This is a genomic window from Streptomyces sp. NPDC086766 (assembly GCF_044746005.1).
Lineage (GTDB): Bacteria > Actinomycetota > Actinomycetes > Streptomycetales > Streptomycetaceae > Streptomyces.
In genome coordinates this window covers 316,293-340,677 of the sequence record NZ_JBIVBI010000002.1, presented here as the reverse complement: position 1 = coordinate 340,677, position 24,385 = coordinate 316,293, and the positions used below count along the sequence as shown (strand labels likewise).

The window sequence follows — 24,385 nt, the reverse complement described above, 5'->3', positions numbered from 1 at the left end:
GTTCAGAGGCGGCCCGGCCACCGGGCCGCCATCTGGATCACCAAGCCCACCAGAAAGACCGCCCAGCCCACCACGGGCAGCACGGCGAACCGGTCCGCGAGGCCCGGGGAGGCCACCGGAGACATGAACAGCGCTGCTCCGACCGCGAGGACCAGCGAGCCTGACCCCCACAGCCTCGGGCGCAGGATCTTGTGAGCACCCCACGGCAGCACCCAGCCCGTCCTGATCGCCGCGACGCCCATGGCCGCGAGACCGGACACGAACAGAGCCGCCAGAACCGCCGGTATCGGATGCACGCCTCATGCTCCCACCTGGTCCAGCGCCCGTGCCAGATTGTGTTCCGCGATCGCCCGCATCGCCTCCGGCTCCGGGAAGTCCCCGTCGAGCAGCCGCAGGGGCCCGGCGACGAGGTCGAGGTGCATGGCCAGCCGGTACAGACGCAGGCGGGCCCCGTCGAGTCCGGCGGCGCGGAGCGTGTCGTAGTGCGGGCCGAAGCGGAGCCGCAGGAACACGTGCTCCCACTCGGCGTCGAAGTACATGAGCCCCTCGATGTCGATGAGCACCGGTGCGCCGCCGGCGTCCACCAGGACGTGGTCCGGGCCGAGTTCGCCGTGGACCAGGGTGTGCCGGTCGCGCGGGCGGACCTCGGCGGCCAGGGAGCGCACGGCCTCCTCCAGCGCGTCGCGGGCCCCGGCCACCCTCCGGTCGCGTACGGCGGTCTCGGCGATGCAGGCCAGTGCGCGGTCGGTGACGAGCCGGGCGCACGAACCGCCGTACGAGGAACCGCCGTTGTCGACGAGCGCGACCTTGCCGTGGGCGGCTGCCGAGCAGTCGCGCAGGGCCGCCAGCGCCTCGGCCAGGCGCTCCAGGGTGGGCCGGGCCGCTTCCGGGTCCCGGGCGAGCGCCTCCTCCAGACTGCCGCCCGGGACGTCCTCGACGACGGCCGCGTGCGCGGTGGTGTCCACGTGGAGCAGGCGGGGCGTGCGGACGCCGAGGGCGGACAGGCGGGTGTGCGCGGCCGTGAACAGACCGAGGCCACTGGCGTGCGAGAAGGGGGCGCGGGGGTCGCCGTCCGGCTGGTCCCAGTAGTCCTCGTCCGGGGACCAGACGTAGGCGACCGCCGTGGTCGAGTCGTCGAAGGCCAGGCGGTAGACGCCCTTCCTGGAGCCGCCGCGCAGCCGGGTGACGGCGCGCAGGGTGCGGGCCGGGCCGGCCGCGGCCCGGGCGAGCGGGGCGAGGTCGGCGACGGTGCGGTGCTTTCGGTTGCGGGTCACCGCACCCAGTCTTCCTCGTAGGCCCTCCAGTCGTCCTCCGTGGCCGCGAAGTCCACGTAGAGGGCCACCCCGAAGCGGGTGCGGTCGGCGACCGTGCGGGACAGGCCCAGGCGTACGCCCCGGACGGCGGCCGGGACGGTCTCGGCGTGCGCCCAGTGGCCGAAGCGGTTCTCGTGGTAGGAGGGCAGGCCCATGAGGAGGTCGGTGGAGCGCGGGGTGACCTCCAGGGCGAGGCTGGTCTGCTGGGCGACATAGCCGCCGTACAGGCTCTCCAGCGGCTGCATGGTGTCGTACGACATGACGGCGATCTGGTCGACGCGGCGGGCGACCTCGCCGAAGTACGCCTGCGACCACCACTTGGGGTGGCCGGTGGTCGCGCCCCAGAAGGAGTGGAAGGCGGGCAGCGGGTCGATCTGGTGGGCGGCGACCGAGAGCAGGGCGTCGTGGGCGCGGGTGACGCGGCGCAGGTCGCCGAGGAGGGAGAGGTAGTCGCGGTCGCCGGAGTGCAGGGGCTCCAGGTCGAAGTGGGCGCCGTCGAAGCCCGCGGAGAGGACCTCGCGGGTGGAGCGGACCACGGCCGCCCGGGTCCCGGCCCGCTCCAGGCGCAGGCCGTCCGGGCCCTCACTGGCGAGCTTGTCGCCGAGCCAGGCCTGCACGCGGACGCCGGGCAGCGCGCGGTGCATGGAGCGGAGGAGCCAAGGGGCGTCGCGGTAGGCGGATCCGGGCAGCGTCCCGTCGTGCTCCAGTGGGCCCGCGTGCACGTAGAGGTCGCGGATGCCGGTCCCGCGCAGCCGCCGCGCGAGCGCGGCGACGTCGGCGTCCTTCTTCCGCCCGTCCACCCAGGCGTGCCCGAGCCAGATCGCGTCCCGGCTCCGGGTGCGCGTTCCCCCGGCCGGGTCGCCGGTGTAGTTCACCCGCAGGGCGGCCTCGGCGGCGAGCAGGGGCAGGAGCACGGCGAGCACCACGGCGAGGGCGATGTGCCGGGCCGGACGGAGGCGACGCCGGCGGGACGGGGTGCCCGCCGGCTCCGTTCCGGCCGGCTGCTCCTCCGCGTCCGCGTTCCCGTTGCCGTCCGTGCCCGTGTCCGCATCCGAGCCCACGCCCGTCCCCTCCCGTGCCGCCGTCGCCGTCGCCGTCGCTTCCGGGAACGACGATCGACCGCGGGGCCGCGGTTGCGCCGGGGGACGGGCTGCCGTCAGAACAGGCTGAGCAGCGCCTCCGCGGGGTCGGCCAGCCCGTTCTCCCCGTCGGGCAGCGGGAGTTCGAACCAGACCGTCTTGCCGCGCGGGGTCCGGCGGGAGCCCCAGGCGGCGCTCAGCAGGCCGACGAGCTGGAGTCCGCGGCCGCCCTCGTCGGTGTCGCGGGCGCGGCGGCGGCGCGGCTGGACGAGCCCGGAGTCCCACACCTCGCACACCAGCGTGCGGTCGAGCAGCAGCCGGAGTCTGATCTCGCCCTCGCCGTAGCGCAGGGCGTTGGTGACCAGCTCGCTGACGAGGAGTTCGGTGGTGTCGACCAGCGGCTCCAGGTCCCAGGCGAGCAGCTGGGAGCGGGCGTACTCGCGGGCGCGGCCGACGCTGCGCGGCTCGCGGGGCAGGGTCCAGTCGCCGACGGACTCGGCGGGCAGGCCCTGGACGCGGGCCATCAGCAGCGCGATGTCGTCCTCGCCGTGATGGGTGTCGAGGGTGTTGAGGACCTGGTCGCAGACGTCCTCGAGGGGACGCGTGGGGTCGGTGAGGGCGCCGACGAACGCCTGCAGCCCCTCGTCCAGCGGGTGGTCGCGGGACTCGACCAGGCCGTCGGTGTAGAGGGCGAGCAGGGCCCCTTCGGGCAGTTCCACCTCCACCTCCTCGAACGGCTCCCCGCCGACGCCGAGCGGCATCCCCGGCGGCACGTCCAGCATCAGCGCGGCCTCGCCGGGTTCGACCAGGACGGGCGGCAGGTGGCCCGCGTTGGCGAAGGTGCACCTCCTGGTCACCGAGTCGTAGACGGCGTAGACGCAGGTCGCCAGGTAGACCTCGGACAGGTCGGCCTCGCGGGGGCGGCGGGCGGCCCGGGTCGCCTGCTGCACGCCGCCCGGGGCGCCGAGGCCGCGGGCGATCTCGTCCAGCTGGGACAGGACCTCCGCCGGTTCGAGGTCGAGCAGCGCCAGCGTCCGCACCGCGGTGCGGAGTTCGCCCATCGCGACGGCGGCCCGCAGACCGCGGCCCATCACGTCGCCGACGACCAGCGCGGTGCGGTGGCCGGGCAGTTCGATGACGTCGAACCAGTCGCCGCCGACCTCGCTGGGCCGGCCGGTGGCCGCGTTGCCGGGCAGGTAGCGGCAGGCGATGTCGAGGCCGGAGGCCTCCGGGTCGCCGGGCGGGAGCAGGGACCGTTGCAGTATCAGGGCGCGCTCATGCTCGCGCCGGTACAGGCGCGCGTTGTCGATGCAGACGGCGGCGCGCGCGGCGAGTTCGACGGCGAGGTCGCGGTCCCGTTCGCCGAACGGCTCGCTGCCCTTGGTGCGGGCGAACTGCACCAGTCCCACGACCGTGTCGTGGGCGACCATCGGGACGGCCAGCGTGGACTGCACCAGGCCGCCGTCCTCACCCGGGACGTTCTGCGGACGGGCGGTGCGCAGGGCGTCCGCGCAGGGCGAGTTGAAGGGGTAGTGGTGGACGGCCCCCACCGCGACGGGGGCGCCGGCCCCGGCGAAGGGGGCGTCGGAGACGGCGCTGGAGTAGGCGACCCGGCGCAGTTCGGCGCTGCCGTCGGCGAGCCCGGGCGGCGTCTCGTCGCCGGCCAGCAGCCCCTGGTAGAGGTCGACGGTGGCGAGGTCGCAGAAGCCGGGCACGACGACGTCGAGGAGTTCGCGCGCGGTGGTCTCCAGGTCGAGGGAGTTGCCGATGCGGGCTCCGGCGTCGTTGAGAAGGGCGAGATTGCGCCGCGCGGCGGCGGCCTCGCGGGCGGCGGCGCGGCGGGCGGTGATGTCGGTTCCCAGCCAGGCGATACCGATGGGGCGGCCGCTGCCGCTGTGCACCCGGTAGAGGTTGATGGACCAGTGACGGCGCTCCTCCGAGTCCGGCACGAAGCCCGTGACGTGCATGTCCGTGATGGACTCGCCGGTCTCCAGGACCCGCCGCAGGGTGGCGGCGACACGCTCGGCCTCGCCCCGCGGCAGGTAGTCGTGGACGCCCTTGCCCCGGTGGTCGTCCACGGTGCCGCCGAAGGTGGACGCGAAGCGCTGGTTGGCGCGCCGGACCCGCAACTCGGCGTCGATCAGCAGGAACCCGAATGGAGATTGACCGAATATCGCCTGAGAGGCGGCGAGATCGGTCTCGATGCGGCGCAGGATGCGGACGTCGACGACGATGCAGACGGCGGCCTTCTCACCCTCGGCCGTCCGCGTCGGCATGACGTAGACCTCGGCGAGGGCCTCCTCTCCGCGCCCGCCGGACCCGCCGTACGTTTCGCCGCCTTCGCCCTTTTCACCCTCTTCGTACCCACTGTCGCCGTCGGCCGGCACGCGGAAGGGGACCACGCCGGTCCACTCCCGCCCGTCGAGGATCTCGGCCATCTTGCGCTGACCCCGGTCGCGCAGATCGGGGTCGACGAAGGCCTCGATGGGGTCCATGCCGACCGCGCGGGACGCGGGGATGCCGAAGAGGTGTTCGGCGCGCAGGCTCCACTGGTCGATGAGTCCGTCCGGACCGATCGAGAACGAGGCCACCTTGATGTAGTCGTACATGGAGCCGGGCGGACTGCTCTGCCACATCGCGTCCGCGCGCGCCGCCTCGCCGGCCGCGGAACCGCCCGCGGCCGTCGCCCTCGCGCCGTCCGACGGGTCCTCGGACTCCGTGGCCTTCGCTGGTATCTCGCTCACGCGAACCGTCCCCTCCAGCTCACCGCGTCCGGCACCGGTCACCGGGGGCGGCTGCCCGCAGTATCCAGCACTACGGCGCCGCGCAACACGGTGTTCACGATCACAGGACCATCCCGATGCTTTTCGGTCCGGCCTGCGACAACACCATCAGTCTTCTAACCAGGCAACACCCCGTCGAACCATGCGCGCGGACAACCGCCCCCGGCCGCGTCCGGTCGTTCGACGGCGAATGCGGGCTCAGACAGCCCTGTTCACCCCGGTAGCGCCAACTCGAACCAGACCGTCTTGCCGGCCCCGTCGGGACGGGTACCCCAGCGGCGGGAGGAGGAAGCCACCAACTGCAGCCCGCGGCCGCTCTCGTCGTCGGGCCGGGCGGGGCGTTCGCGGGGCGGGACCGGCAGGGTGTCGGAGACCTCGACCAGCAGCACCTTCGACAGTCCGGCGGGCCGCACCAGCCGAACACCGATGGGACCGGTGGCGTGCCGCAGGGAGTTGGTGACCAGTTCGCTGACCAGCAGGGCCGCGGTGTCACCGACGCTGTCGAGGTCCCAGGTGCGCAACTGGCGGCGGACGGCGGCGCGGGCGGTGCGCACCACGCCGGGGTCGGCGGAGAAGGTCCACTCGGCGCGCTCGCCTTCGGTGTCGATCACGCCGATCACTTCCCAGGCCAGTGAGCCCACCCATGTCCGGTTTCATGGGGTTAATGGGCACATACCCGATATACGGGGCCGAGTACCTCCCGTGACGGCGCGCAGTGGGGCGGACGGCGTACGGGCATACGGCTCGGCACGGCACCCGGGCGCGATCTCTCGCGTTCAGGCGTCCGGGGCGTCTCGGGCGTCCGTGCGTGGATTCGTGCGGGGATCCGCGCACGGGTCCGCGAAGTCGTCCGCGAGGTGGATCAGGGCCGCTTGGACCGCAGGAACGTCCTGGTCCAGCCAGGCCACGTCCCAGATCTCGGCCGGGGCGAGCCAGCGCAGCGCGTCGTGGTCCTGGAGGGGTTCGGGGGCGGCCGAGCCGGGGCACAGGCGCGCCGTCCACACCTGGAGCTCGTAGGGCGCGCGCAGCGGCCAGCTGCCGGGGACGCGCTCCACGGACTCGGCGTCGACGCCGAGTTCCTCGCGCAGCTCGCGGACGAGGGCGGCCTCGGGCTTCTCTCCCGGCTCGACCTTGCCGCCGGGCAGCTCCCAGCGGCCCGCCAGTTCCGGGGGCGCGCTGCGGCGCGCGGCGAGCAGGCGGCCGTCGTCCAGCAGGGCGGCACCCACCACCACGATCCGTCGGGTCATGCGCCGGAGCCTACGGGAGCGCGGCGGGAACGGGCGAAGGGGTCAGCCGGCGGCGCTGCCGGAGCCACCGGCCTGCCCGACGCGTTCGACCCAGTACAGCTGTTTGTGGCCCCGGTCGTCGAGGCTGTCCGCGATCCTCTGGGCCTCCGCGCGGGTGGCGTACCGGCCCACGCGGTAGCGATTGCCGTTGTCGTCCTGCCGTATGACGAGCCAGGGAAGAGTGACCGTGCTGTCGTTCATCGCGCCCCTCCGCTTCCCGTGTCCGGCTGCCGCCGCGCCCCGCCCGCTAAGGAAACCGCAATCCGCATATGCCCGAGCCTACGCCTTACCTTCACGCAGCGAATCCGGCTTTTCACAAAGAGGTATGCAACCAGCCAGTAGCAAGGGGCGCACGGAGTCGAACGCGCCGTCGGCGGAGCTCGCCGCGTCCGGTCGGGGAGGGCCGGCCACTTCGGGACGACCTGCGAGAACGGCCGGAGCCCGGCACCCCCGCGCGAGCGCCGGACGCGACGGCGGCCCGGACGACGGCCCCAGGGGCGTGCACCACCCCACGGGCAGCGCTACGCCCCGATCACGTCACCGGTCACTTCTCCCCCCGGCCGCTCCGGACGGGGTGGGGGCCGGCTCGGGCGGGGTCACTTCACCGGCAGGTGGTACGCCACGCGGTAGCGGTCGGCGGGCACGACCACGTCCGCCGTCTCGACGGGACGGCCGGAGGCGTAGAACGTGCGCTGCACGACGAGGACGACATGACCGGGAACGCCCCCCAGGGCGAGCAGCTCCTCGGCGAGGCCCGGGCGGGCGCCGACCTCCTCGGTGACGTTGTCCACGATGACGTCGATGGCGCGCATCCGCTCGACCACGCCCATGCCGCCCAGCGGGCCCTCCTCGGGGAGCATCACCGGCGTCCGGCCGGTGACGGCGAGCGGCTCCCACGAGGTGGAGAGCATCATCGCCTCCCCGGCGTCCCGGAACACGTACTTGGTGCGCATCACGCGGTCGCCGGGCTTGATGCCGAGCCGCTCGGCGATGGCGCCGCTCGCGTCCGTCTGCTCGCTGCGCGACTCCCAGGTGCCACGCGCCTCGACGTCCGTCTGCTCCTGCCGGAACGGCGTGGCGCCGCCGGCCGGGCGGAAGCCGGAGCGGGCGACCCGGCGCGGCACGGGCCGCTCGCGCACATAGGTCCCCGAGCCGGAGCGGCCCTCGACCAGGCCCTCCGCCATCAGCACCTTGCGCGCCTCCAGGGCGACCGTGTCCGAGACGCCGTACTCCTCGCGGATTCTGGCCTGGGAGGGCAGCCGCGTGTGCGGCGGCAGCTGGCCGTCGACGATCTTCTTGCGGAGATCACCCGCGACGCGCAGGTACGCCGGCTGCTCACCGAAAGTCACTGGCCGCTCCCATCAGGTTGTACAGACAGCAACAGCCTGGCAACCGAGGGTTGTGCGAGGCAAGTAAAGGCCAGAGAATCACTCGATGTGATTACTTGCACGCCCCGAGGGCTTTACGCAGGCACTTTCTCCCCCGCTATAGCCGCCCTCACACCTCACTGACGGGGTCAGTTCCGCCACCGCCGGCCTCGGCGGCGCCGTCACGGGGCGTCGGCGGGACGGCGGCGAGGCCCAGAGCCTTGCGCGCGGTGACGGACCGGAAGGGGTCGATCAGGGCCGAGGCGCGGGCGCGGCGCACCGCGAAGGTGTCGGCGTCGGGGGACGCGGCGGCCGACGCCCAGGCGCCCTCGGCGCGTTCGAGATCGGCGCGCAGGCCGGCCACCGGCTTCCCGGCGGCCGCGGGCCACCGGTGCGCGCGCAACCGCCCGGCCTCCCGGCCGAGCGCGGCCGCCACCCGCACCGCCCAGCGCCGGGCACCGGGCAGGTCCCGGCCGGGGCCCCGCGCGGGCTGCGCGTCGAGGGCCAGGTCGAGGACGTGAGCGGCTTTCAGGAACGCCAGCTGGTCCGCGTCGAGGGTGGTGGCGTCGCTGCGCAGCGAGCCGGTCAGGCCCACGCCCGCGTGGCCGAAGACGCAGGCGATCCCGCGGTCGCCGAGGTCCCAGCCCCGCGGGGTCGGGGTGAGGTGGTAAGGCTGCACGCCGGCCGGAACGGCCCAGCGGTCCAGGGCGTAGCGGTCCAGCAGAGCCGGGCACTCGGCCTCGGCGGTCATCCGCAATTGGAGGGGGCCCGGGTAGTACTTGCCGGTCATCCGCAGGACGCCGAAGACCTCGCCGTCGTGCCGCTTCCCGCAGGGCACCCGCTCGACGGCGCCGGTCATCACGCCGTTCAGCGAGTCGCCGGGCACGTCGAAGCACTCCCCCTCGACCAGGGACACCCCCGCGCCCCCGGCCGCTCCGTCCCGGACCCCGAAGTCGGGGCCTTCGCCGCCCGTCGCGATCACGAGGCCCCACAGGGCGAGGCCGACGCAGGACAGCACGGCCCCGGTGACCGCCATGCCCCTCCCCCGCTCGCGCCGCCGCCGGATCCGGTGCAGCGCGACGAGCCCGAGGACGAGGCCCACGCCGGGCACGAAGCAGAGGATGCCGCACACGAGCGCGGCGACGGCGAACCCGCTGACCGGCCAGGGCCGCAGCTGCGGGCTGTAGCCCTGCCCCCAGGGGCGATAGGGCGGTTCGGGCGGGCCCTGCGGGTGCTGTGCGGGCCCGGGGGGCGGAGGCTGGGTCACGGGCACCGCTTTTCGGTCGGGGAACCGGCGTACGAACTGCGCGCATCGTAGTGCCCGGGAGCGGCGCCGCCGATAGCCTTCACCTGCGGTGATCCGAAGCAGCCGACAACGGGGGCGGGATGGGAACGGCCGACGGCACGGTCCGGGGGACGGACGGCACGATCCAGACGGCGGGTGGCGGGGCGCGCGCCGTTGACGATGCGGGGCGGGCTGCGGACGGCGCGGTGCGCGCCGTGGGGGAGCTGACGGCCCGCTGGGCGCACAGCGCGACGGAGGGCACGGCCTTCTCGGCGCTCGGCGTCTGGCCGCTGCTGGCGTTCCTCGCGGACGGCGCGGCGGGCACGGCCCGGACCGAACTCGCGCGGGCCCTCGGCACACCGGCGGACCAAGCGGCAGCCCGGGCACGGGAGTTGCTCTCCCTGGCGGACGGTGTGAGCGGACTGGACGCCGCCCTCGGGCTGTGGACGAGGCGCACCCTGGAACTGCGGCCGGAATGGCGCGCGGGGCTGCCGGCGCAGGCGCACGGCGTGCTCACCGGCGCCCCGGACGCCGACCAGGACGCCCTGGACGCGTGGGCGCGGCGGCTGAGCGGCGGGCTGGTCGACCGGATGCCGGTCACGCTGACACCGGACACCCAGCTGGTCCTGGCGAGCGCGCTGGCCCTGCGCACCGACTGGCGGCATCCCTTCTCCGAGGTCCCGCTGCGGCCCGGCGCCGGGCCCTGGCGCGACCGCACCCTGGCCGGTCTGTACCGCAGGAGCCCCCGGGTGGACCGGGCGGGCGTGGCGGACACGCCCACCGGGGCCGTCACCCGCCTCACGGTGACCGGCGACAACGGCATCGACGTCCATCTGCTGCTCGGCGAGGAGCGCATGACGCGTGGTCAGGTGCTGGAGGCGGGCGTCGGACTGCTGGGCGGCGCGCATCGCCTCGTCCCCGGCACCGGGCTCCCGCACGGGAACCCCGGTCCCGGGCTGCGCGTCGAGGAGGAGCCCTGCACCGTCCCGCAGCCGCCCGCGCTGGACGTCAGGACGGTCGGGTTCGAGGTGCGGGCGGACCACGATCTGCTGGACCTGGACCGGCTGTTCGGCCTGAGCACGGCCAAGGACACCGGGAGCGGCCACTTCCCCGGCGTGAGCGCCTTCCCGCTGGCCGTCGGCTCGGCCGGGCAGTCGGTCGTGGCCCGGTTCGGCGCGCTCGGGTTCCGGGCCGCCGCGGTGACGGCCGTCGCTGCCGCCGCCGGGGGCGTCCCCCAGTTCCGGCACACCACCACCGTCGTGCGGGTCGTCTTCGACCGGCCCTTCGGCTTCCTCGCCGTGGACCGCGGGACGGGGCTCGTCCTGGTCGCCGGCTGGGTCACGGACCCGGCGACGTACCCGGACAGGTCGCCCTTCGGCCCGATGTGACGGTCCCCGACGTGACGGCCGTCCCCCGCCCCGCGCGCGCACGCACACGACCGGCGGCGTCCCGGGGCGGCCCCCGGCCCGTAATGACCGGTGAACCGGTGGTGCCGCTCTAACCTGCGCTCATGACACCTTTGCCGGACCGTTACTGCCCGACCGACGGCGTCCGCATCCCCAGCGACTCCCTCGCCTGGTGCTGTCCCTCCTGCCACGGCCCCCTCGAACTCGACTTCGTCCCCACCCCGGCCCCGCTGAAGTCCCTGACCGGACGGGTGAACTCGCTGTGGCGGTACGCGGAGACCCTGCCGCTGGCCTCGCCCACGCTGTCCCTCGGCGAGGGCCGCACCCCGCTCGTGCCGCTCACCGACGGCGTCTCGGCCAAGCTGGACTACCTGATGCCGACGCTGTCGTTCAAGGACCGCGGCGCGGTGCTGCTGGCCGAACTGGCGCTGCGCGCCGGGCCGCGCCGGGTGGTGGCGGACAGCAGCGGCAACGCGGGCACCGCGATCGCCGCGTACTGCGCCCGGGGGCGGCTGCCGTGCACGGTGTACGTCCCGCTGGGCACCTCCGCGAAGAAGCTGGAGCAGATCGAGGCCCACGGGGCGCGGCTGGAGGTGGTCGACGGCGACCGCGAGGCGGCGGGCGCGGCCGCGCGGGCCGCGGCGGACGAGCCGGACACCTTCTACGCCTCGCACGTCTACAACCCGTACTTCCTGCACGGCACCAAGACCTACGTCCACGAGCTGTGGGAGGACCTCGGCGGGCGCCTGCCCGAGGTCCTCGTACTGCCGGTGGGCAACGGCACGCTGCTGCTGGGCGCGGCCCTGGCGATCGCCGAGCTGTACGGGGCCGGCCTGCTGGACCGCCGCCCGGCGCTGTGGGCGGTGCAGTCGGCGGCGGTCGCCCCGCTGGCGAAGGCCTGGGCGGACGGCGCGGAGGAACTGCCGGGGACGACGGTGGTGGCGCCGACGTACGCCGAGGGCATCGCCATCCCCCGGCCGCCCCGGGCCCGCCAGATCCTGCGCGCGGTACGGGACTCGGGCGGCACCTTCCTGACCGTCACCGAGGACCAGATCCGCCACGCCCAGCTCGACCTCGCCTCCCGCGGCCTCTACGTGGAGTCGACGGGCGTGGTCTGCTGGGCGGCGGTGCGCGAGGGAGCCCTCGGCGCCAAGTCGGCGGTGGTACCGCTGTGCGGGGCGGGCCTGAAGTCGGGCCTGGCGCGGGCGTAGCGGGGCCTTCCGCGGCGATCGCCCCCGCCCGGCCCGGGGGCCTTCGCCTTTGCGGCGCCCTGCCTCAGAGCCGCCCCGCCACAGGGGCGCCCTGCCTCAGAGCCGCCCCGCCTCAGGGACGCTCCTTCTCCAGCAGGACCACGCAGCGTCCCAGCAGACCGGTCAGCGCCTCGCGCTCCTCGTCCGTGAACTCGGCGGCGAGCGCGCGTTCCACCCGCACCGCGCGCGCGTCGGCGTCGGCCATCACGGCGCGGCCCTCGTCCGTGAGGCGGGTCTCGAGGACGTTCCGGTGCCACTCGTGCGGGGTGCGTTCGATCAGGGCGCGGTCCTGGAGGTTCTTCAGGACCGTGTTCATGGTCGGCGGGGTGACCCCGCACAGCCGCGCGAGGGCCGCGGCGGAGATGCCCGGGTTGTCCGAGAGGTGGAGCAGCGCCGCGTACTGCGCGACGGTCAGGCCCGCCGGCCTCAGGACCGCGGTCTTCGTGGCGTTGAGGGCCTGCTCGGCCCGCTTGATGTGCGAGCCGAGGCGCTCGGACGCGGGCATGGACGTCATCCCCGCATGGTATCGACTCCCCCTTCGATGAGCCCTCCCCCGGCCGTTAACCCATTGACGAGCATTAGAGCCCTAACTTAGGTTCGCACACATAAATCAGTGAGCAGCCGAACCGAGAGGCACTCGTCGTGTCCCGTTCGATCCACCGCCGTACCTTCCTGACCGGCGCGGCCGCCCTGGCGGTCGCGGTGGCCGTCCCCGCCGCGCGGGCGGCCACCGCGTCCCGCGTCACCACCGCCTTCGCACTCCCCGGCGATCGCGTGTACCCCGAGGGGATCGCCCCCGACCCGCGCACCGGCGACGCCTACGTCGGTTCGTTCGCCACCGGCGCCGTCCTCCGGGCCGCGCCCGGCCGAGGAACGGCCGAGGTCTTCCTCCCGGCGGGCACGGACGGCCGTCACACCGCCAACGGCCTGAAGGTCGACGGGGCCCGCCGGCTCTGGGTGATCGACTCCACCCTCGGTGTCGACGTCTACGACCTGCGCGACCGCACCCTGCTCGCTCGCTTCCAGGTGCCGGGCGACGCGCCGCGCTTCGTCAACGACCTGGCCATCGCCTCCGACGGCACCGCCTACCTCACCGACAGCACCCGCGCGGTGGTCTACGCGGTCACGCCCGCCGACCTGGCCCGCGCCCGCGACCGCGGCGGCATCGCGCCGCTGACGGCACGGTTCGACCTGGGCACGGTGAGAGACCCGCGGGCGCCGGAGGCGTTCACCCTCAACGGCATCGTCGCCGACCCGGCGGGCCGTTACCTGCTCGTCGTCGACATGACCGGCGGCGGCCTGTACCGGATCGGCCTGACGAGCGGCGTCGTGCGCCGGGTCGCCCTGCACGGGGGCGACCTGAAGCACGGTGACGGACTGGAGCTGGCACACGGCACGCTGTGGGCCGCCCACAACGCCGTCGACACCGTCAGCCGCTGGCGGCTCGGCCCGGATGCCACCACTGCCCGGCTGGAGCGGCAGGTCACCGACCCCGCGCTGCAGATCCCGACCACGCTGGCCCGCCGGAACGGCCGCCTGCTGGTCGTCCGCTCCCAGTTCGACAAGGGCGGCCCGATGGGGCCGGGCACCCCCGAGGCGCCGTTCACCGTGGCCTGGCTGACCGGCATCTGACGGGTACACGGGGCGAGAGGAAGCAGAAGGTGCACCACGATCGTCCCGCCGCGGGGCGACTGAGCCCCGCGCCCGGGGCGCGCGGGAACGCGCGAAGGGGCCGGGCTCACCAGAGTCCGGCCCCTCAGCGGAGCGGTCACACGTTGAAGCGGAACTCCACCACGTCCCCGTCCTGCATCACGTAGTCCTTGCCCTCCATCCGCGCCTTGCCCTTGGCGCGGGCCTCGGCGACCGAGCCGGTCGCGACGAGGTCGTCGAAGGAGATGACCTCCGCCTTGATGAAGCCCTTCTGGAAGTCGGTGTGGATGACACCGGCGGCCTCGGGGGCGGTGGCGCCCTTCTTGATGGTCCAGGCGCGGGACTCCTTGGGGCCGGCCGTCAGGTAGGTCTGCAGGCCGAGGGTGTCGAAGCCGACGCGGGCGAGGGTGGCGAGGCCCGGCTCGTCCTGGCCGACGGACTGGAGCAGTTCCAGCGCCTCCTCCTCGTCCAGCTCGGCGAGGTCCGCCTCCAGCTTGGCGTTGAGGAAGATCGCCTCGGCGGGGGCGACCAGGGCGCGCTGCGCGTTCTTGAAGTCCTCGTCGACCAGTTCGTCCTCGTCGACGTTGAAGACGTAGAGGAAGGGCTTGGTGGTCAGCAGGTGCAGGTCGTGGAGGAGCTCGGCGCGCTCGCTGCCCTGGACGACGCCGTGCGCGAAGAGCGTGTCGCCCTTCTCCAGGATCTCCTTGGCCTCCTCGACGGCCTTCACCTTCGGCGCCACGTCCTTCTTGATCCGCGACTCCTTCTGGAGGCGCGGCAGGACCTTCTCGATGGTCTGCAGGTCGGCGAGGATCAGCTCGGTGTTGATCGTCTCGATGTCGTTCGTGGGCGAGACCTCGCCGTCGACGTGCACGACGTTCTCGTCCTTGAAGGCGCGGATGACCTGGCAGATGGCGTCGGACTCGCGGATGTGGGCGAGGAACTTGTTGCCCAGGCCCTCGCCCTCGCTGGCGCCGCGCACGATGCCGGCGATGTCGACGAAGTCGACGGTGGCCGGCAGGATCCGCTCCGACTTGAAGATCGAGGCGAGCTTGGCGAGCCGGCCGTCCGGAACGCCCACGACTCCGACGTTCGGCTCGATCGTGGCGAACGGGTAGTTGGCCGCGAGCACGTCGTTCTTGGTCAGGGCGTTGAACAGGGTCGACTTGCCGACGTTCGGCAGACCGACGATTCCGATCGTGAGCGACACGTTGCGACTTCCCGTACGTGAGGATGAGGACTGAAGGGGGTGAGGGCTGCGCGTCCGGGTCCTTCTGGGTGGTGCGCGGGCCGATCCACCAGTCTACGGCGTACCGGGACCCGCCCCGGCGACGGATCGAACGCATGGCCAAGCCTGGCCCCCCCGGCGTGTCTGATGGGCTAATCGACACATAAGCAGACCTAGGTTGGTCCAATGGAGCACCACAGGATGCGACCTCAGCAGCACGGACCGCGACGTGGGAGGCCCCCGCTGCCCGCCCAGGGGGCCCAGGGGCACAGGGAACAGGCGGCCGGCGGCCGTCCCGCCCGGCCCGGACCGCGGGCGTCGCCGCGCCCCGGAGCGCGGCCCCCCGAAGCGGGGCCCCAGCGGCGCCTGCCCGAGCCGCGGCTGACGGGGCTCGGCGGGGGGCTCTTCTGCGTGACGGTCATGGTGGCCCTGGGCTGGCTGGTCCGGCTGGTCCTCGGCGGCTCGCTGACGGCGTACGGCGTGCTGTTCCTGCCGGTGTGCGTGCTGACGGCGGCGTGGGTGCGCAGGGGGGACCTGCTGACCTCGCCCGTCGTGGTGCCGATCGGCTTCGCGGCGGGCCTCCTGCCGGTGGCCGACGGCGACGGCCCGGCCGCCAGGATCATGGGGCTGGTCACCGCGCTCGCCACCCAGGCGGGCTGGCTCTACGGGGGCACACTGATCGCCGGAGTGATCGCCCTGTCCCGCAGAGTCGCCCTCATCCGTGCCCGCCGCCGCGCCCACGTCCCGCTCTAGCCCGCGGCTCCGGCTCCGGCTCCGCTCAGCTCTCCTTGACCGCCCGCATCGCCGCGCCCACGATCCCCGCGTCGTTCTGCAGCTGCGCGGGGACGACCTCCGCTCTGACGCCCTCGAGCAGGTGGAGGAACTTCTGCGACTTGCGGCTGACACCGCCGCCGATGATGAACAGCTCGGGGGAGAACAGCATCTCGACGTGGGCCAGGTACTTCGTCACCCGGCGCGCCCAGTGCTCCCACGTCAGGTCGTGGTCCTCCTTGGCCTTGCTGGAGGCCCGCTTCTCCGCCTCGTGCCCGCCCAGCTCCAGATGGCCCAGCTCGGTGTTGGGGACGAGGACCCCGTCGGCGAACACCGCGCTGCCGATCCCGGTGCCGAAGGTCAGCAGGACGACCGTGCCCCGGCGGCCCCGGCCCGCGCCGAAGCTCATCTCGGCCACGCCCGCCGCGTCCGCGTCGTTGACCACCGTCACCGGCAGGCCGCCGAGCCGCTCACCGAACAGGGCGCGCGCGTCGGTGTCCACCCAGCTCCTGTCGACGTTGGCCGCCGTGCGGATCATGGCGCCCCCGGTGACCACACCGGGGAACGTCAGTCCGACCGGTCCCGTCCAGCCGAAGTGGTCGACGACCTCCTTGACGCCGTCGGCCACCGCGTCGGGCGTCGCCGGGTGCGGGGTGAGCACCTTGAAGCGCTCCTGGGCCAGGTCACCTTTGTCGAGGTCCACCGGGGCGCCCTTGATCCCGGATCCACCGATGTCCACGCCGAAGATCTGCATGGCTCCACGTTACGACGTACGACTGAACGTCACGCCGGGGCCCGGTCGCTCCGGCCCCGGCGGCGCGGGCTCAGGCCCCGGCCGTACCGGACCCGCCGCGCTCCGCGGCCAGGGCGGCCGCCTCGTCGCGCAGGTCCCTGCGCAGCTCCTTGGGCAGCGAGAAGGTGATGGACTCCTCGGCCGCCTTGACGATCTCCACGTCCCCGAAGCCGCGCTGTCCGAGCCACTCGAGCACCTGCTCGACCAGCACGTCCGGCACCGACGCGCCCGAGGTCACGCCGACCGTCGACACGCCGTCCAGCCAGGCCTCGTCGATCTCGTCCGCGAAGTCCACGAGGTGCGCCTGCCGGGAGCCCGCGAGCTTGGCGACCTCGACCAGCCGCTTGGAGTTGGAGGAGTTGCGGGAGCCGACCACGATCACCAGCTCCGCCTGCGCGCCCATCTGCTTGACGGCGAGCTGGCGGTTCTGCGTGGCGTAGCAGATGTCGTCGCTGGGCGGGGAGATGAGCTGCGGGAACTTGTCCTTGAGCGCGTCCACCGTCTCCATGGTCTCGTCGACCGAGAGCGTGGTCTGCGACAGCCAGACGACCTTGGAGGGGTCGCGCACCTCGACGTCCGCGACGTCGCCGGGGCCGTCGACGAGCTGGATGTGCTCGGGGGCCTCGCCGGTGGTGCCGATGACCTCCTCGTGGCCCTCGTGCCCGATCAGGAGGATGTCGTAGTCCTCCTTGGCGAAGCGGACGGCCTCCTTGTGGACCTTGGTCACCAGGGGGCAGGTCGCGTCGATGGTGGCGAGCCGGCCGCGCTCGGCCTCCTCGTGCACGACGGGGGCCACGCCGTGCGCCGAGAACATCACGATGTTGCCGGGCGGCACCTCCTCCGTCCGCTCGACGAAGACGGCGCCCTTCTTCTCCAGGGTCTGCACGACGTACTTGTTGTGGACGATCTCGTGCCGGACGTAGATCGGAGCTCCGTACTGCTCCAGGGCTTTCTCGACGGCGATCACGGCGCGGTCCACACCCGCGCAGTAGCCACGGGGGGCGGCGAGCAGGACACGGCGGCCAGGCGAAGCAGTCATGCCCCCATCGTAAGGCCGGGTGCGCAGGCCGAAGATCGCCCGCCCCGTCGTCGCCCCGCCTCCTGTGACCGCCCGCGCCGGGCGCGCGGGCCGGGGCGCGCGCGCCGGGCGCGGCGGCGCTGTCGGTGGTGGCGGCTACCCTCGCGGTCATGGCTGTCTCCACGTCCCCCGAAGCCCCCCTGCCCGTCGGCGAGGTCTCGCGGCTGATCGGCGGCTGGATCGACCGGCTCGGCGCCGTGTGGGTGGAGGGCCAGATCACCCAGCTCTCGCGGCGGCCGGGCGCGGGGGTGGTGTTCCTCACCCTGCGCGACCCGTCGTACGACATCTCGGTCAGCGTCACCTGTTACCGCCAGGTGTTCGACGCGGTCGCCGACGTCGTCGGGGAGGGCGCCCGTGTCGTGGTGCTCGCCAAACCGGAGTGGTACGCCCCGCGCGGGCAGCTGTCGCTGCGGGCGGCCGAGATAAGGCCGGTCGGTGTCGGCGAGCTGCTGGCGCGGCTGGAGCAGCTGAAGAAGACCCTCGCCGGGGAGGGGCTGTTCGCGCCGGACCGGAAGCGGGCGCTGCCGTTCCTGCCCCAGCTCGTCGGGCTGGTGTGCGGCCGGGCGTCCGCCGCGGAGCGGGACGTGCTGGAGAACGCCCGGCACCGCTGGCCCGCCGTCCGCTTCGAGGTGCGCAACGTCGCCGTGCAGGGCGTGCACGCCGTCCCGCAGGTCGTACAGGCCGTGAAGGAGCTCGACGCGCTCCCCGAGGTGGACGTGATCATCGTCGCGCGCGGCGGCGGCAGCGTGGAGGACCTGCTGCCGTTCTCCGACGAACAGCTGGTCCGCGCGGTCGCCGCCTGCCGTACGCCGGTGGTGTCCGCGATCGGCCACGAGCCGGACACGCCGCTGCTCGACTACGTCGCCGACCTGCGCGCCTCCACGCCGACCGACGCCGCCAAGAAGGTCGTACCGGACGTCGGCGAGGAGGCCGAGCGGGTGCGGCAGCTGCGCGACCGGGCCCGCCGCTGCGTGCGGGCGTACGTGGAGCGCGAGGAGCGGGGCCTGGCCCACGCGCTGGCCCGGCCGTGCATGGAGGATCCGCACCGCATGATCGACGAGCGGGCGGACCACGTGGCGTCGCTGGCGGACCGCGGCCGGCGGACCCTGCGGCACCTGCTGGACCGCGCCGACTCCGAGCTGGCGCACACGCACGCGCGCGTGGTGGCCCTCTCCCCCGCCGCGACCCTCGCCCGCGGGTACGCCGTGCTGCAGAAGTCCGACGGCCACGTGGTCCGCGACCCGGCCGAGGTGGCACCGGACGAGACCCTGCGCGCGCGGGTCGCCGAGGGGGAGTTCTCCGTACGGGTCGATCGAGCCGACGTCGATCGGCCCGACGCCGATCGAGCCGATGCATAGGGTGGGGCGCATGACCAGCAACGTGAACGGGACGGCCGCGGCGGGCGAGACGCTCGGCTACGAACAGGCGCGGGACGAACTGATCGAGGTCGTCCGGCGTCTGGAGGCGGGCGGGACCAGCCTGGAGGAGTCCCTCGCGCTGTGGGAGCGGGGCGAGGAGCTGGCCAAGGTGTGCCGGCGGTGGCTGGAGGGGGCGCGGGCCCGGCTGGACGCGGCACTGGCCGAGGAGGCGGAGGACGAGGAGCGCGACGGCGCGGAGTAGGGCCCGCGGAACCGGAGACGCGGCGGCGCTGAGTAGGGCCCGCGGCCCCGGGGACGCGGAGCAGGCCCGCGGGCGCACCGCGCGCCCCGGCCGGCCGCGCGGGTGGGCATCCCGCGCGGGCCGTCCACGCCTGCGCGGCTCACGGGGCCGCCGGGCCGGCCCCGCTACGCCCGCGCGGTCACGCCGTCTTCAGCGCCTGCGCCATCGTGGTCAGCTGGGCGAAGGACGCCGTACCGGTCACCACCGTCGTCGAGCCCTTGGTGCCCTCCAGCACGAGCGCGTCGTAGCGGCCGCCGGTGTACCGGGTCCAGGTGCGGCCGCCGATACGCTGCTTCGTCCCGGACGCGTGCCCGCCCTGGCTGGCCTCCTGGAGGAACACCGAGCGCTTCTGAGTGGACTGCTCGACCGCCACGTACTCCCCGTGGGGATCCTGGAAACCCAGGTGCCAGGCGTCGTTCTGGTCGCCCTGGAAACGGACGGAGGTCGCCTTCCAGCCGCCGGGCAGGCCCTCGGGCGCGGCCACCGGGTAGGACGCCGCGCGGCGGGCCGTGAGCAGCTCGACGCGGTAGTCGACTCTCTTGACCTCGGGAGCGTGGTCGTCGTGCGGGACGAAGACGTAGATAACCGCCGCCGCGATCCCGATGAGGCCCAGGGAGAGGATCATGTCCCGGACCGTCTTCTGCTTGCCGTTCGAACCTGCCACGCCCCCTATCGTCGCAGGTGTCCGGCCCGCTCATCCGTGGGGCCCCCTGCTCATTTTGTCTGCCCGGCGATAGAGTCGGGCCTTAGACCCTCATCCGGCCGTCGTCGTATCAGAAAGGTGCGCTCCGATGACCGAGCATCATCACCTGCCGTCCGAGCTGGACGTCCCCTCCGAAGCCCCCGACCGCAACCTCGCCCTGGAACTCGTACGGGTGACCGAAGCCGCGGCGATGGCCGCGGGCCGCTGGGTCGGGCGCGGCGACAAGAACGGCGCCGACGGTGCCGCGGTGCGCGCCATGCGAACCCTCGTCTCCACCGTCTCGATGAACGGCGTGGTCGTCATCGGCGAGGGCGAGAAGGACGAGGCCCCGATGCTCTTCAACGGGGAGCGCGTGGGCGACGGCACCGGCGCCGAGGTGGACATCGCGGTCGACCCGATCGACGGCACCACGCTCACCGCCAAGGGCATGCCGAACGCGATCGCGGTCCTCGCCGCCGCCGAGCGCGGCGCGATGTTCGACCCGTCCGCCGTGTTCTACATGGACAAGCTGGTCACCGGCCCGGAGGCGGCCGACTTCGTCGACATCGACGCGCCGGTGTCCGTGAACATCAAGCGCGTCGCCAAGGCCAAGCGCTCCACGCCCGAGGACGTGACGGTCGTCATCCTGGACCGGCCGCGGCACGAGGGCATCATCCAGGAGATCCGGGAGGCCGGCGCCCGCATCAAGCTGATCTCCGACGGCGATGTCGCCGGCTCGATCTACGCGCTGCGCGAGGGCACGGGCGTCGACCTGCTGCTCGGCATCGGCGGCACGCCCGAGGGCATCATCTCGGCCTGCGCCGTGAAGTGCCTGGGCGGCACGATCCAGGGCAAGCTGTGGCCCAAGGACGACGAGGAGCGGCAGCGGGCGATCGACGCCGGGCACGACCTCGACAAGGTGCTGACCACGGACGACCTGGTCTCCGGCGAGAACGTCTTCTTCGTCGCCACCGGTATCACGGACGGCGAGCTGCTGCGCGGGGTGCGCTACCGCTCGGAGACCGCGACGACCGACTCGATCGTCATGCGCTCCAGGTCGGGCACGGTCCGCCGGATCGACTCCGAGCACCGGCTGCGGAAGCTGCGCGCGTACAGCGCGATCGACTTCGACCGCGCGAAGTAGACGGCGCGGACGGCCCGTTCCCCTGCGGGACGGTCCGCCGGCGGCCGTACGGCGATGGGGTGCCCCCGGTGCGGAGGGGGCGCCCCATACGCATGTCCGGCGACGGGTGCCCGGCCGGCCTGCCGTGCCACGGCCCGCCAGGCCGCGAGTCGTCGGGCGGCCCGGGCCGGCCACCACCGCACGGCCCGGCGACCGGCCTCCGCCGGTCCCCGTGTCCACATGTCGCCATGCGGCACGACGTGACCCGGCGACCGGCTCCGGCCCGCCCGCCGTGCGGCCCGTTCCTTGGAGCCCGTCCCCCGGCGGCTCACACCGCGGGCGCGCCCCAGGACCCATCCGCCGGATCCCGCCGGGTCGCGGAGTCCGGTGCCGAGGAAGGCACCGCCGTCCGGAGCCGGCCTGATCCGGGAGAGAGGCCCTAACCGGCCGCCGCTATACGGCCCGTCGCGCCGGCCGCCTTCTTCAGCTCCACCTCGCGACGGCGGCGCCGGGCCAGGACGACACGGCGCTCGGCGGCGGTGAGGCCGCCCCAGACGCCGTAGGGCTCGGGCTGCAGCAGCGCGTGCTCTCGGCACTCCACCATCACGGGACAGCGGGCACAGACCCGCTTGGCCGCCTCCTCGCGGGACAGCCGGGCGGCCGTGGGCTCCTTGGACGGAGCGAAGAACAGGCCCGCCTCGTCGCGCCGGCACACCGCCTCGGTGTGCCATGGTGCGTCCTGATCCCTGTCTCGCGCCGGGCCCCGCTGGGCCGGTACGGCGGCTACCTGCAGGGACGAATACGGCGGTTGCGGCACGGTCTTCTCCTGACGACGGCTTCGCGAGCGAGAGACGATGCAGCAAGGCCTACCCGCTGTGCGCGGGCCTATGCACTGAGTTCCCAACCGCTGGATCCGGCGGCTCCGCGCATGTGCCGGCGGCGCCCGGCGCGGGCCGTCCGCGCCGGGTCGGAGGCGGCCCGATTCACAACCGTCAATGCCCCAGATGCTTGCGCAAACGCCGGTCGACCCTGTGGTGCACGCGGTCGAGGATGTCCGCGACGGTCCTGCCCCGTCTGGGCCGCGCCTCCACGTTGCCGAGGACCGCCCAGCCGTCGACGTAGACCACCGGCGCGTCCGGCTCGGCCGAGTCCAGCGTGTCCACCTCGAAGTTGCCGAGGACTCCGCCGCCGGTGCCGCGCAGCGACACGTTCTCCGGGACGTGGACCTCGACGTTGCCGAAGACGGAGACCGCCTTGATGACGACCTGCTGGTACTCGAAGATCGCCTCGCTGAGGTCGATCTCGACACTGCCGAAGATCGCGTAGGCGTGCAGTCGGCGCCCCGCGCGCCAGCGGCCCTTGCGCATGGCCTGGCTGAAGACCGCCACCACGTTCTCGTCGGCCTCCGGCGGGACGGCGCCGGCGTCCGGCCGGTTCGGCGCCGGGGCCGTGCGGGCCTGGTGAGCGGCGGGCAGGTCCCGGACGAAGAGCTCCAGCTCGCCGACCGTCTTGGCGTTCAGCACCCCCTCGACGCGCTCGGCGTGCTCGTCCGCGGTCAGCCGGCCCTCGGCCAGGGCCTCGCGCAGGACGTCGGCGATGCGGTCACGGTCGGCGTCCGAGGCGCGCATCTCGGCGACGGCCGCGCGCGGTTCGGTCTGCTTCTGAAGGTCCACGGCAGCAGCGTACCCAAACGCGATAGATCGCGACTAGGGGTCGGCGCGGCCCGGGCGTGTCGGACTGAGCCCTACCTCACAGGTTCCGGGCCGGCGGCAGGTTCTAGGCTGGTGAGGCCTGTCGGCGCCGGCAGGCCGCAGTCTGTCGAGTGAGGAATGGGCGAAGATGCCTGAGTTCGCGTACACCGATCTGCTCCCCCAGGGAGAGGACACCACCCCGTACCGGCTGGTCACCTCCGAGGGCGTCTCCACCGTGGAGGGTCCGGACGGGCGTACGTTCCTCACGGTGGAGCCGGAGGCGCTGCGCAAGCTCGCCGAAGAGGCGATCCACGACATCCAGCACTACCTGCGCCCGGCCCACCTGGCCCAGCTGCGCCGCATCATCGACGACCCGGAGGCGAGCGCGAACGACAAGTTCGTCGCGCTGGACCTGCTGAAGAACGCGAACATCGCGGCGGCCGGGGTGCTTCCGATGTGCCAGGACACGGGCACGGCGATCGTCATGGGCAAGCGCGGCCAGAACGTGCTGACCGAGGGCCGCGACGAGGAGGCCCTCTCCCGCGGCGTCTACGACGCCTACACGAAGCTGAACCTGCGCTACTCGCAGATGGCCCCGCTGACGATGTGGGACGAGAAGAACACCGGCTCCAACCTGCCCGCGCAGATCGAGCTGTACGCCACCGACGGCGGCGCGTACAAGTTCCTGTTCATGGCCAAGGGCGGCGGCAGCGCCAACAAGTCCTTCCTCTACCAGGAGACGAAGGCCGTCCTGAACGAGGCCTCCATGATGAGGTTCCTGGAGGAGAAGATCCGCTCGCTGGGCACCGCCGCCTGCCCGCCGTACCACCTGGCGATCGTCGTCGGCGGCACGAGCGCCGAGTACGCGCTGAAGACGGCGAAGTACGCCTCGGCCCACTACCTGGACAACCTGCCCGCCGAGGGCTCGCCGCTCGGCCACGGCTTCCGGGACAAGGAGCTGGAGGAGAAGGTCTTCGAGCTGACGCAGCGGATCGGCATCGGCGCGCAGTTCGGCGGCAAGTACTTCTGCCACGACGTGCGCGTGGTGCGCCTGCCGCGGCACGGCGCCTCCTGCCCGGTCGCCATCGCGGTCTCCTGCTCGGCGGACCGCCAGGCGGTCGCGAAGATCACGGCGGAGGGCGTCTTCCTGGAGCAGCTGGAGACGGACCCGGCGCGGTTCCTGCCGGAGACCACCGACGAGCACCTGGACGAGTCCTCCGACGTGGTCCGGATCGACCTCAACCAGCCGATGGACACGATCCTCGCCGAGCTGACCAAGTACCCGGTCAAGACCCGCCTGTCGCTCACCGGCCCGCTGGTGGTGGCCCGCGACATCGCCCACGCCAAGATCAAGGAGCGGCTGGACGCGGGCGAGGAGATGCCGCAGTACCTGAAGGACCACCCGGTGTACTACGCGGGCCCGGCGAAGACCCCCGAGGGCTACGCGTCCGGCTCCTTCGGCCCGACGACGGCCGGCCGGATGGACTCCTACGTCGAGCAGTTCCAGGCGGCGGGCGGCTCCAAGGTGATGCTGGCCAAGGGCAACCGCAGCAAGCAGGTCACCGACGCGTGCGCCGCGCACGGCGGCTTCTACCTGGGCTCCATCGGCGGCCCGGCGGCCCGCCTCGCCCAGGACTGCATCAAGAAGGTCGAGGTCCTCGAGTACGAGGAGCTCGGCATGGAGGCGGTCTGGAAGATCGAGGTCGAGGACTTCCCGGCGTTCGTCGTGGTGGACGACAAGGGCAACGACTTCTTCCAGAACCCGGCCCCCCAGCCGACGTTCACCTCGATCCCGGTGCGCGGTCCGGGCCTGGCGTAGGGCGCGACGTACGGCGGCCCCCGGCCGATGGGCCGGGGGCCGCCGTACGTCCGGGGCGCCCGCGGCCGGCGCGGTCTCGGCCGGTGTCCGCGGATGCGGACGGCGATCAACGGTTGCCCCCTCTC

General features: G+C 73.5%; 24 protein-coding genes. 8 read left to right on the top strand and 16 right to left on the bottom strand.

Annotated features, from left to right (window positions below; all coding sequences use genetic code 11):
- Positions 1-2 precede the first annotated feature (2 nt).
- From ACIPM1_RS04680 to ACIPM1_RS04640, 9 genes are all read right to left on the bottom strand, one after another.
- Entirely contained in the window at positions 3-296 is a 294-nt protein-coding gene (locus tag ACIPM1_RS04680; RefSeq protein ID WP_402428880.1) for a hypothetical protein, read from the bottom strand.
- Between the two features lie 3 nt (positions 297-299).
- Positions 300-1,274 (bottom strand): phosphotransferase family protein, encoded by a 975-nt coding sequence (locus tag ACIPM1_RS04675; protein ID WP_402428877.1) that lies wholly within the window; start codon positions 1,272-1,274, stop codon positions 300-302.
- The gene (locus ACIPM1_RS04670; protein WP_402428874.1) at positions 1,271-2,374 is read right to left on the bottom strand and encodes a hypothetical protein; all 1,104 of its coding nucleotides are present in this window, start codon (positions 2,372-2,374) and stop codon (positions 1,271-1,273) included. Before ACIPM1_RS04670 ends, ACIPM1_RS04675 begins: the two co-directional genes overlap by 4 nt.
- 95 nt (positions 2,375-2,469) lie before the next feature.
- The gene (locus ACIPM1_RS04665) at positions 2,470-5,136 is read right to left on the bottom strand and encodes a SpoIIE family protein phosphatase (RefSeq protein ID WP_402428871.1); all 2,667 of its coding nucleotides are present in this window, start codon (positions 5,134-5,136) and stop codon (positions 2,470-2,472) included.
- A gap of 251 nt (positions 5,137-5,387) precedes the next feature.
- On the bottom strand, positions 5,388-5,816 hold the full coding sequence (locus ACIPM1_RS04660; RefSeq protein WP_402428869.1) for an ATP-binding protein: 429 nt from the start codon (positions 5,814-5,816) through the stop codon (positions 5,388-5,390).
- A 135-nt stretch (positions 5,817-5,951) separates the two neighbouring features.
- Positions 5,952-6,422: a (deoxy)nucleoside triphosphate pyrophosphohydrolase gene (locus ACIPM1_RS04655; protein ID WP_402428866.1), complete on the bottom strand. Its 471-nt coding sequence runs from the start codon at positions 6,420-6,422 to the stop codon at positions 5,952-5,954.
- A gap of 42 nt (positions 6,423-6,464) precedes the next feature.
- Complete coding sequence (locus ACIPM1_RS04650) at positions 6,465-6,662, bottom strand: SPOR domain-containing protein (protein WP_356191824.1); 198 nt, start codon at positions 6,660-6,662, stop codon at positions 6,465-6,467.
- Positions 6,663-7,057: 395 nt separating this feature from the next.
- Complete coding sequence (locus ACIPM1_RS04645; protein WP_402428862.1) at positions 7,058-7,810, bottom strand: GntR family transcriptional regulator; 753 nt, start codon at positions 7,808-7,810, stop codon at positions 7,058-7,060.
- Positions 7,811-7,958: 148 nt separating this feature from the next.
- Positions 7,959-9,095: a DUF4190 domain-containing protein gene (locus ACIPM1_RS04640; RefSeq protein WP_402428859.1), complete on the bottom strand. Its 1,137-nt coding sequence runs from the start codon at positions 9,093-9,095 to the stop codon at positions 7,959-7,961.
- A 119-nt stretch (positions 9,096-9,214) separates the two neighbouring features.
- On the opposite strand from ACIPM1_RS04640, the gene ACIPM1_RS04635 reads away from it, so the two are divergent.
- Together ACIPM1_RS04635 and ACIPM1_RS04630 are read left to right on the top strand one after the other, a co-directional pair.
- On the top strand, positions 9,215-10,501 hold the full coding sequence (locus ACIPM1_RS04635; RefSeq protein WP_402428856.1) for a serpin family protein: 1,287 nt from the start codon (positions 9,215-9,217) through the stop codon (positions 10,499-10,501).
- Positions 10,502-10,623: 122 nt separating this feature from the next.
- A complete protein-coding gene (locus tag ACIPM1_RS04630; protein ID WP_402428853.1) occupies positions 10,624-11,730 on the top strand; it encodes a pyridoxal-phosphate dependent enzyme in 1,107 nt (368 codons plus the stop codon).
- A gap of 112 nt (positions 11,731-11,842) precedes the next feature.
- Here the strand turns inward: ACIPM1_RS04630 and ACIPM1_RS04625 are convergent, their stop codons facing one another.
- Positions 11,843-12,283: a MarR family transcriptional regulator gene (locus tag ACIPM1_RS04625; RefSeq protein WP_356191836.1), complete on the bottom strand. Its 441-nt coding sequence runs from the start codon at positions 12,281-12,283 to the stop codon at positions 11,843-11,845.
- A gap of 128 nt (positions 12,284-12,411) precedes the next feature.
- Here ACIPM1_RS04625 and ACIPM1_RS04620 point away from each other — a divergent pair, with 128 nt between their 5' ends.
- Complete coding sequence (locus tag ACIPM1_RS04620) at positions 12,412-13,401, top strand: SMP-30/gluconolactonase/LRE family protein (RefSeq protein WP_402428849.1); 990 nt, start codon at positions 12,412-12,414, stop codon at positions 13,399-13,401.
- Between the two features lie 136 nt (positions 13,402-13,537).
- On the opposite strand, the gene ychF is transcribed toward ACIPM1_RS04620, so the two are convergent.
- Positions 13,538-14,626 carry a redox-regulated ATPase YchF gene (ychF, locus tag ACIPM1_RS04615; RefSeq protein ID WP_356191842.1) on the bottom strand — a complete coding sequence of 363 codons (1,089 nt, stop codon included), beginning with the start codon at positions 14,624-14,626 and terminating at the stop codon, positions 13,538-13,540.
- 438 nt (positions 14,627-15,064) lie between these two features.
- Between ychF and ACIPM1_RS04610 the strand changes: the two genes are divergently transcribed.
- Entirely contained in the window at positions 15,065-15,397 is a 333-nt protein-coding gene (locus ACIPM1_RS04610; protein WP_402429415.1) for a DUF6542 domain-containing protein, read from the top strand.
- A 25-nt stretch (positions 15,398-15,422) separates the two neighbouring features.
- On the opposite strand, the gene ppgK is transcribed toward ACIPM1_RS04610, so the two are convergent.
- Complete coding sequence (gene ppgK / locus ACIPM1_RS04605) at positions 15,423-16,169, bottom strand: polyphosphate--glucose phosphotransferase (protein ID WP_402428846.1); 747 nt, start codon at positions 16,167-16,169, stop codon at positions 15,423-15,425.
- A 70-nt stretch (positions 16,170-16,239) separates the two neighbouring features.
- Positions 16,240-17,247 carry a 4-hydroxy-3-methylbut-2-enyl diphosphate reductase gene (locus ACIPM1_RS04600; RefSeq protein ID WP_402428843.1) on the bottom strand — a complete coding sequence of 336 codons (1,008 nt, stop codon included), beginning with the start codon at positions 17,245-17,247 and terminating at the stop codon, positions 16,240-16,242.
- 149 nt (positions 17,248-17,396) lie between these two features.
- Between ACIPM1_RS04600 and xseA the strand changes: the two genes are divergently transcribed.
- Together xseA and ACIPM1_RS04590 are read left to right on the top strand one after the other, a co-directional pair.
- Positions 17,397-18,644: an exodeoxyribonuclease VII large subunit gene (gene xseA / locus ACIPM1_RS04595; protein ID WP_402428841.1), complete on the top strand. Its 1,248-nt coding sequence runs from the start codon at positions 17,397-17,399 to the stop codon at positions 18,642-18,644.
- Between the two features lie 10 nt (positions 18,645-18,654).
- On the top strand, positions 18,655-18,906 hold the full coding sequence (locus ACIPM1_RS04590; RefSeq protein WP_402428838.1) for an exodeoxyribonuclease VII small subunit: 252 nt from the start codon (positions 18,655-18,657) through the stop codon (positions 18,904-18,906).
- A gap of 178 nt (positions 18,907-19,084) precedes the next feature.
- Here the strand turns inward: ACIPM1_RS04590 and ACIPM1_RS04585 are convergent, their stop codons facing one another.
- Positions 19,085-19,609, bottom strand: a complete 525-nt coding sequence (locus tag ACIPM1_RS04585) for a DUF4245 domain-containing protein (RefSeq protein WP_402428835.1) — start codon at positions 19,607-19,609, stop codon at positions 19,085-19,087.
- 127 nt (positions 19,610-19,736) lie between these two features.
- On the opposite strand from ACIPM1_RS04585, the gene glpX reads away from it, so the two are divergent.
- Positions 19,737-20,771, top strand: coding sequence for a class II fructose-bisphosphatase (glpX, locus tag ACIPM1_RS04580; RefSeq protein WP_356191858.1), 1,035 nt, complete (start codon positions 19,737-19,739; stop codon positions 20,769-20,771).
- Between the two features lie 418 nt (positions 20,772-21,189).
- On the opposite strand, the gene ACIPM1_RS04575 is transcribed toward glpX, so the two are convergent.
- On the bottom strand, positions 21,190-21,567 hold the full coding sequence (locus ACIPM1_RS04575) for a WhiB family transcriptional regulator (RefSeq protein WP_356191860.1): 378 nt from the start codon (positions 21,565-21,567) through the stop codon (positions 21,190-21,192).
- 175 nt (positions 21,568-21,742) lie between these two features.
- Positions 21,743-22,423 (bottom strand): DUF1707 domain-containing protein, encoded by a 681-nt coding sequence (locus tag ACIPM1_RS04570; protein WP_402428830.1) that lies wholly within the window; start codon positions 22,421-22,423, stop codon positions 21,743-21,745.
- Between the two features lie 166 nt (positions 22,424-22,589).
- Between ACIPM1_RS04570 and ACIPM1_RS04565 the strand changes: the two genes are divergently transcribed.
- Positions 22,590-24,260 carry a fumarate hydratase gene (locus ACIPM1_RS04565; protein WP_402428827.1) on the top strand — a complete coding sequence of 557 codons (1,671 nt, stop codon included), beginning with the start codon at positions 22,590-22,592 and terminating at the stop codon, positions 24,258-24,260.
- The last annotated feature ends 125 nt before the right edge of the window (positions 24,261-24,385 follow it).

Bases quoted from the DNA above. Each gene is read 5' to 3' on its own strand.
- xseA (WP_402428841.1), top strand. From the start codon at position 17,397: ATGGCTGTCTCCACGTCCCCCGAAGCCCCCCTGCCCGTCGGCGAGGTC.
- ppgK (WP_402428846.1), bottom strand. From the start codon at position 16,169: ATGCAGATCTTCGGCGTGGACATCGGTGGATCCGGGATCAAGGGCGCC.
- ACIPM1_RS04610 (WP_402429415.1), top strand. From the start codon at position 15,065: ATGGTGGCCCTGGGCTGGCTGGTCCGGCTGGTCCTCGGCGGCTCGCTG.
- glpX (WP_356191858.1), top strand. From the start codon at position 19,737: ATGACCGAGCATCATCACCTGCCGTCCGAGCTGGACGTCCCCTCCGAA.
- ACIPM1_RS04625 (WP_356191836.1), bottom strand. From the start codon at position 12,283: ATGACGTCCATGCCCGCGTCCGAGCGCCTCGGCTCGCACATCAAGCGG.
- ACIPM1_RS04600 (WP_402428843.1), bottom strand. From the start codon at position 17,247: ATGACTGCTTCGCCTGGCCGCCGTGTCCTGCTCGCCGCCCCCCGTGGC.
- ACIPM1_RS04630 (WP_402428853.1), top strand. From the start codon at position 10,624: ATGACACCTTTGCCGGACCGTTACTGCCCGACCGACGGCGTCCGCATC.
- ACIPM1_RS04590 (WP_402428838.1), top strand. From the start codon at position 18,655: ATGACCAGCAACGTGAACGGGACGGCCGCGGCGGGCGAGACGCTCGGC.
- ACIPM1_RS04565 (WP_402428827.1), top strand. From the start codon at position 22,590: ATGCCTGAGTTCGCGTACACCGATCTGCTCCCCCAGGGAGAGGACACC.
- ACIPM1_RS04655 (WP_402428866.1), bottom strand. From the start codon at position 6,422: ATGACCCGACGGATCGTGGTGGTGGGTGCCGCCCTGCTGGACGACGGC.
- ACIPM1_RS04650 (WP_356191824.1), bottom strand. From the start codon at position 6,662: ATGAACGACAGCACGGTCACTCTTCCCTGGCTCGTCATACGGCAGGAC.
- ACIPM1_RS04635 (WP_402428856.1), top strand. From the start codon at position 9,215: ATGGGAACGGCCGACGGCACGGTCCGGGGGACGGACGGCACGATCCAG.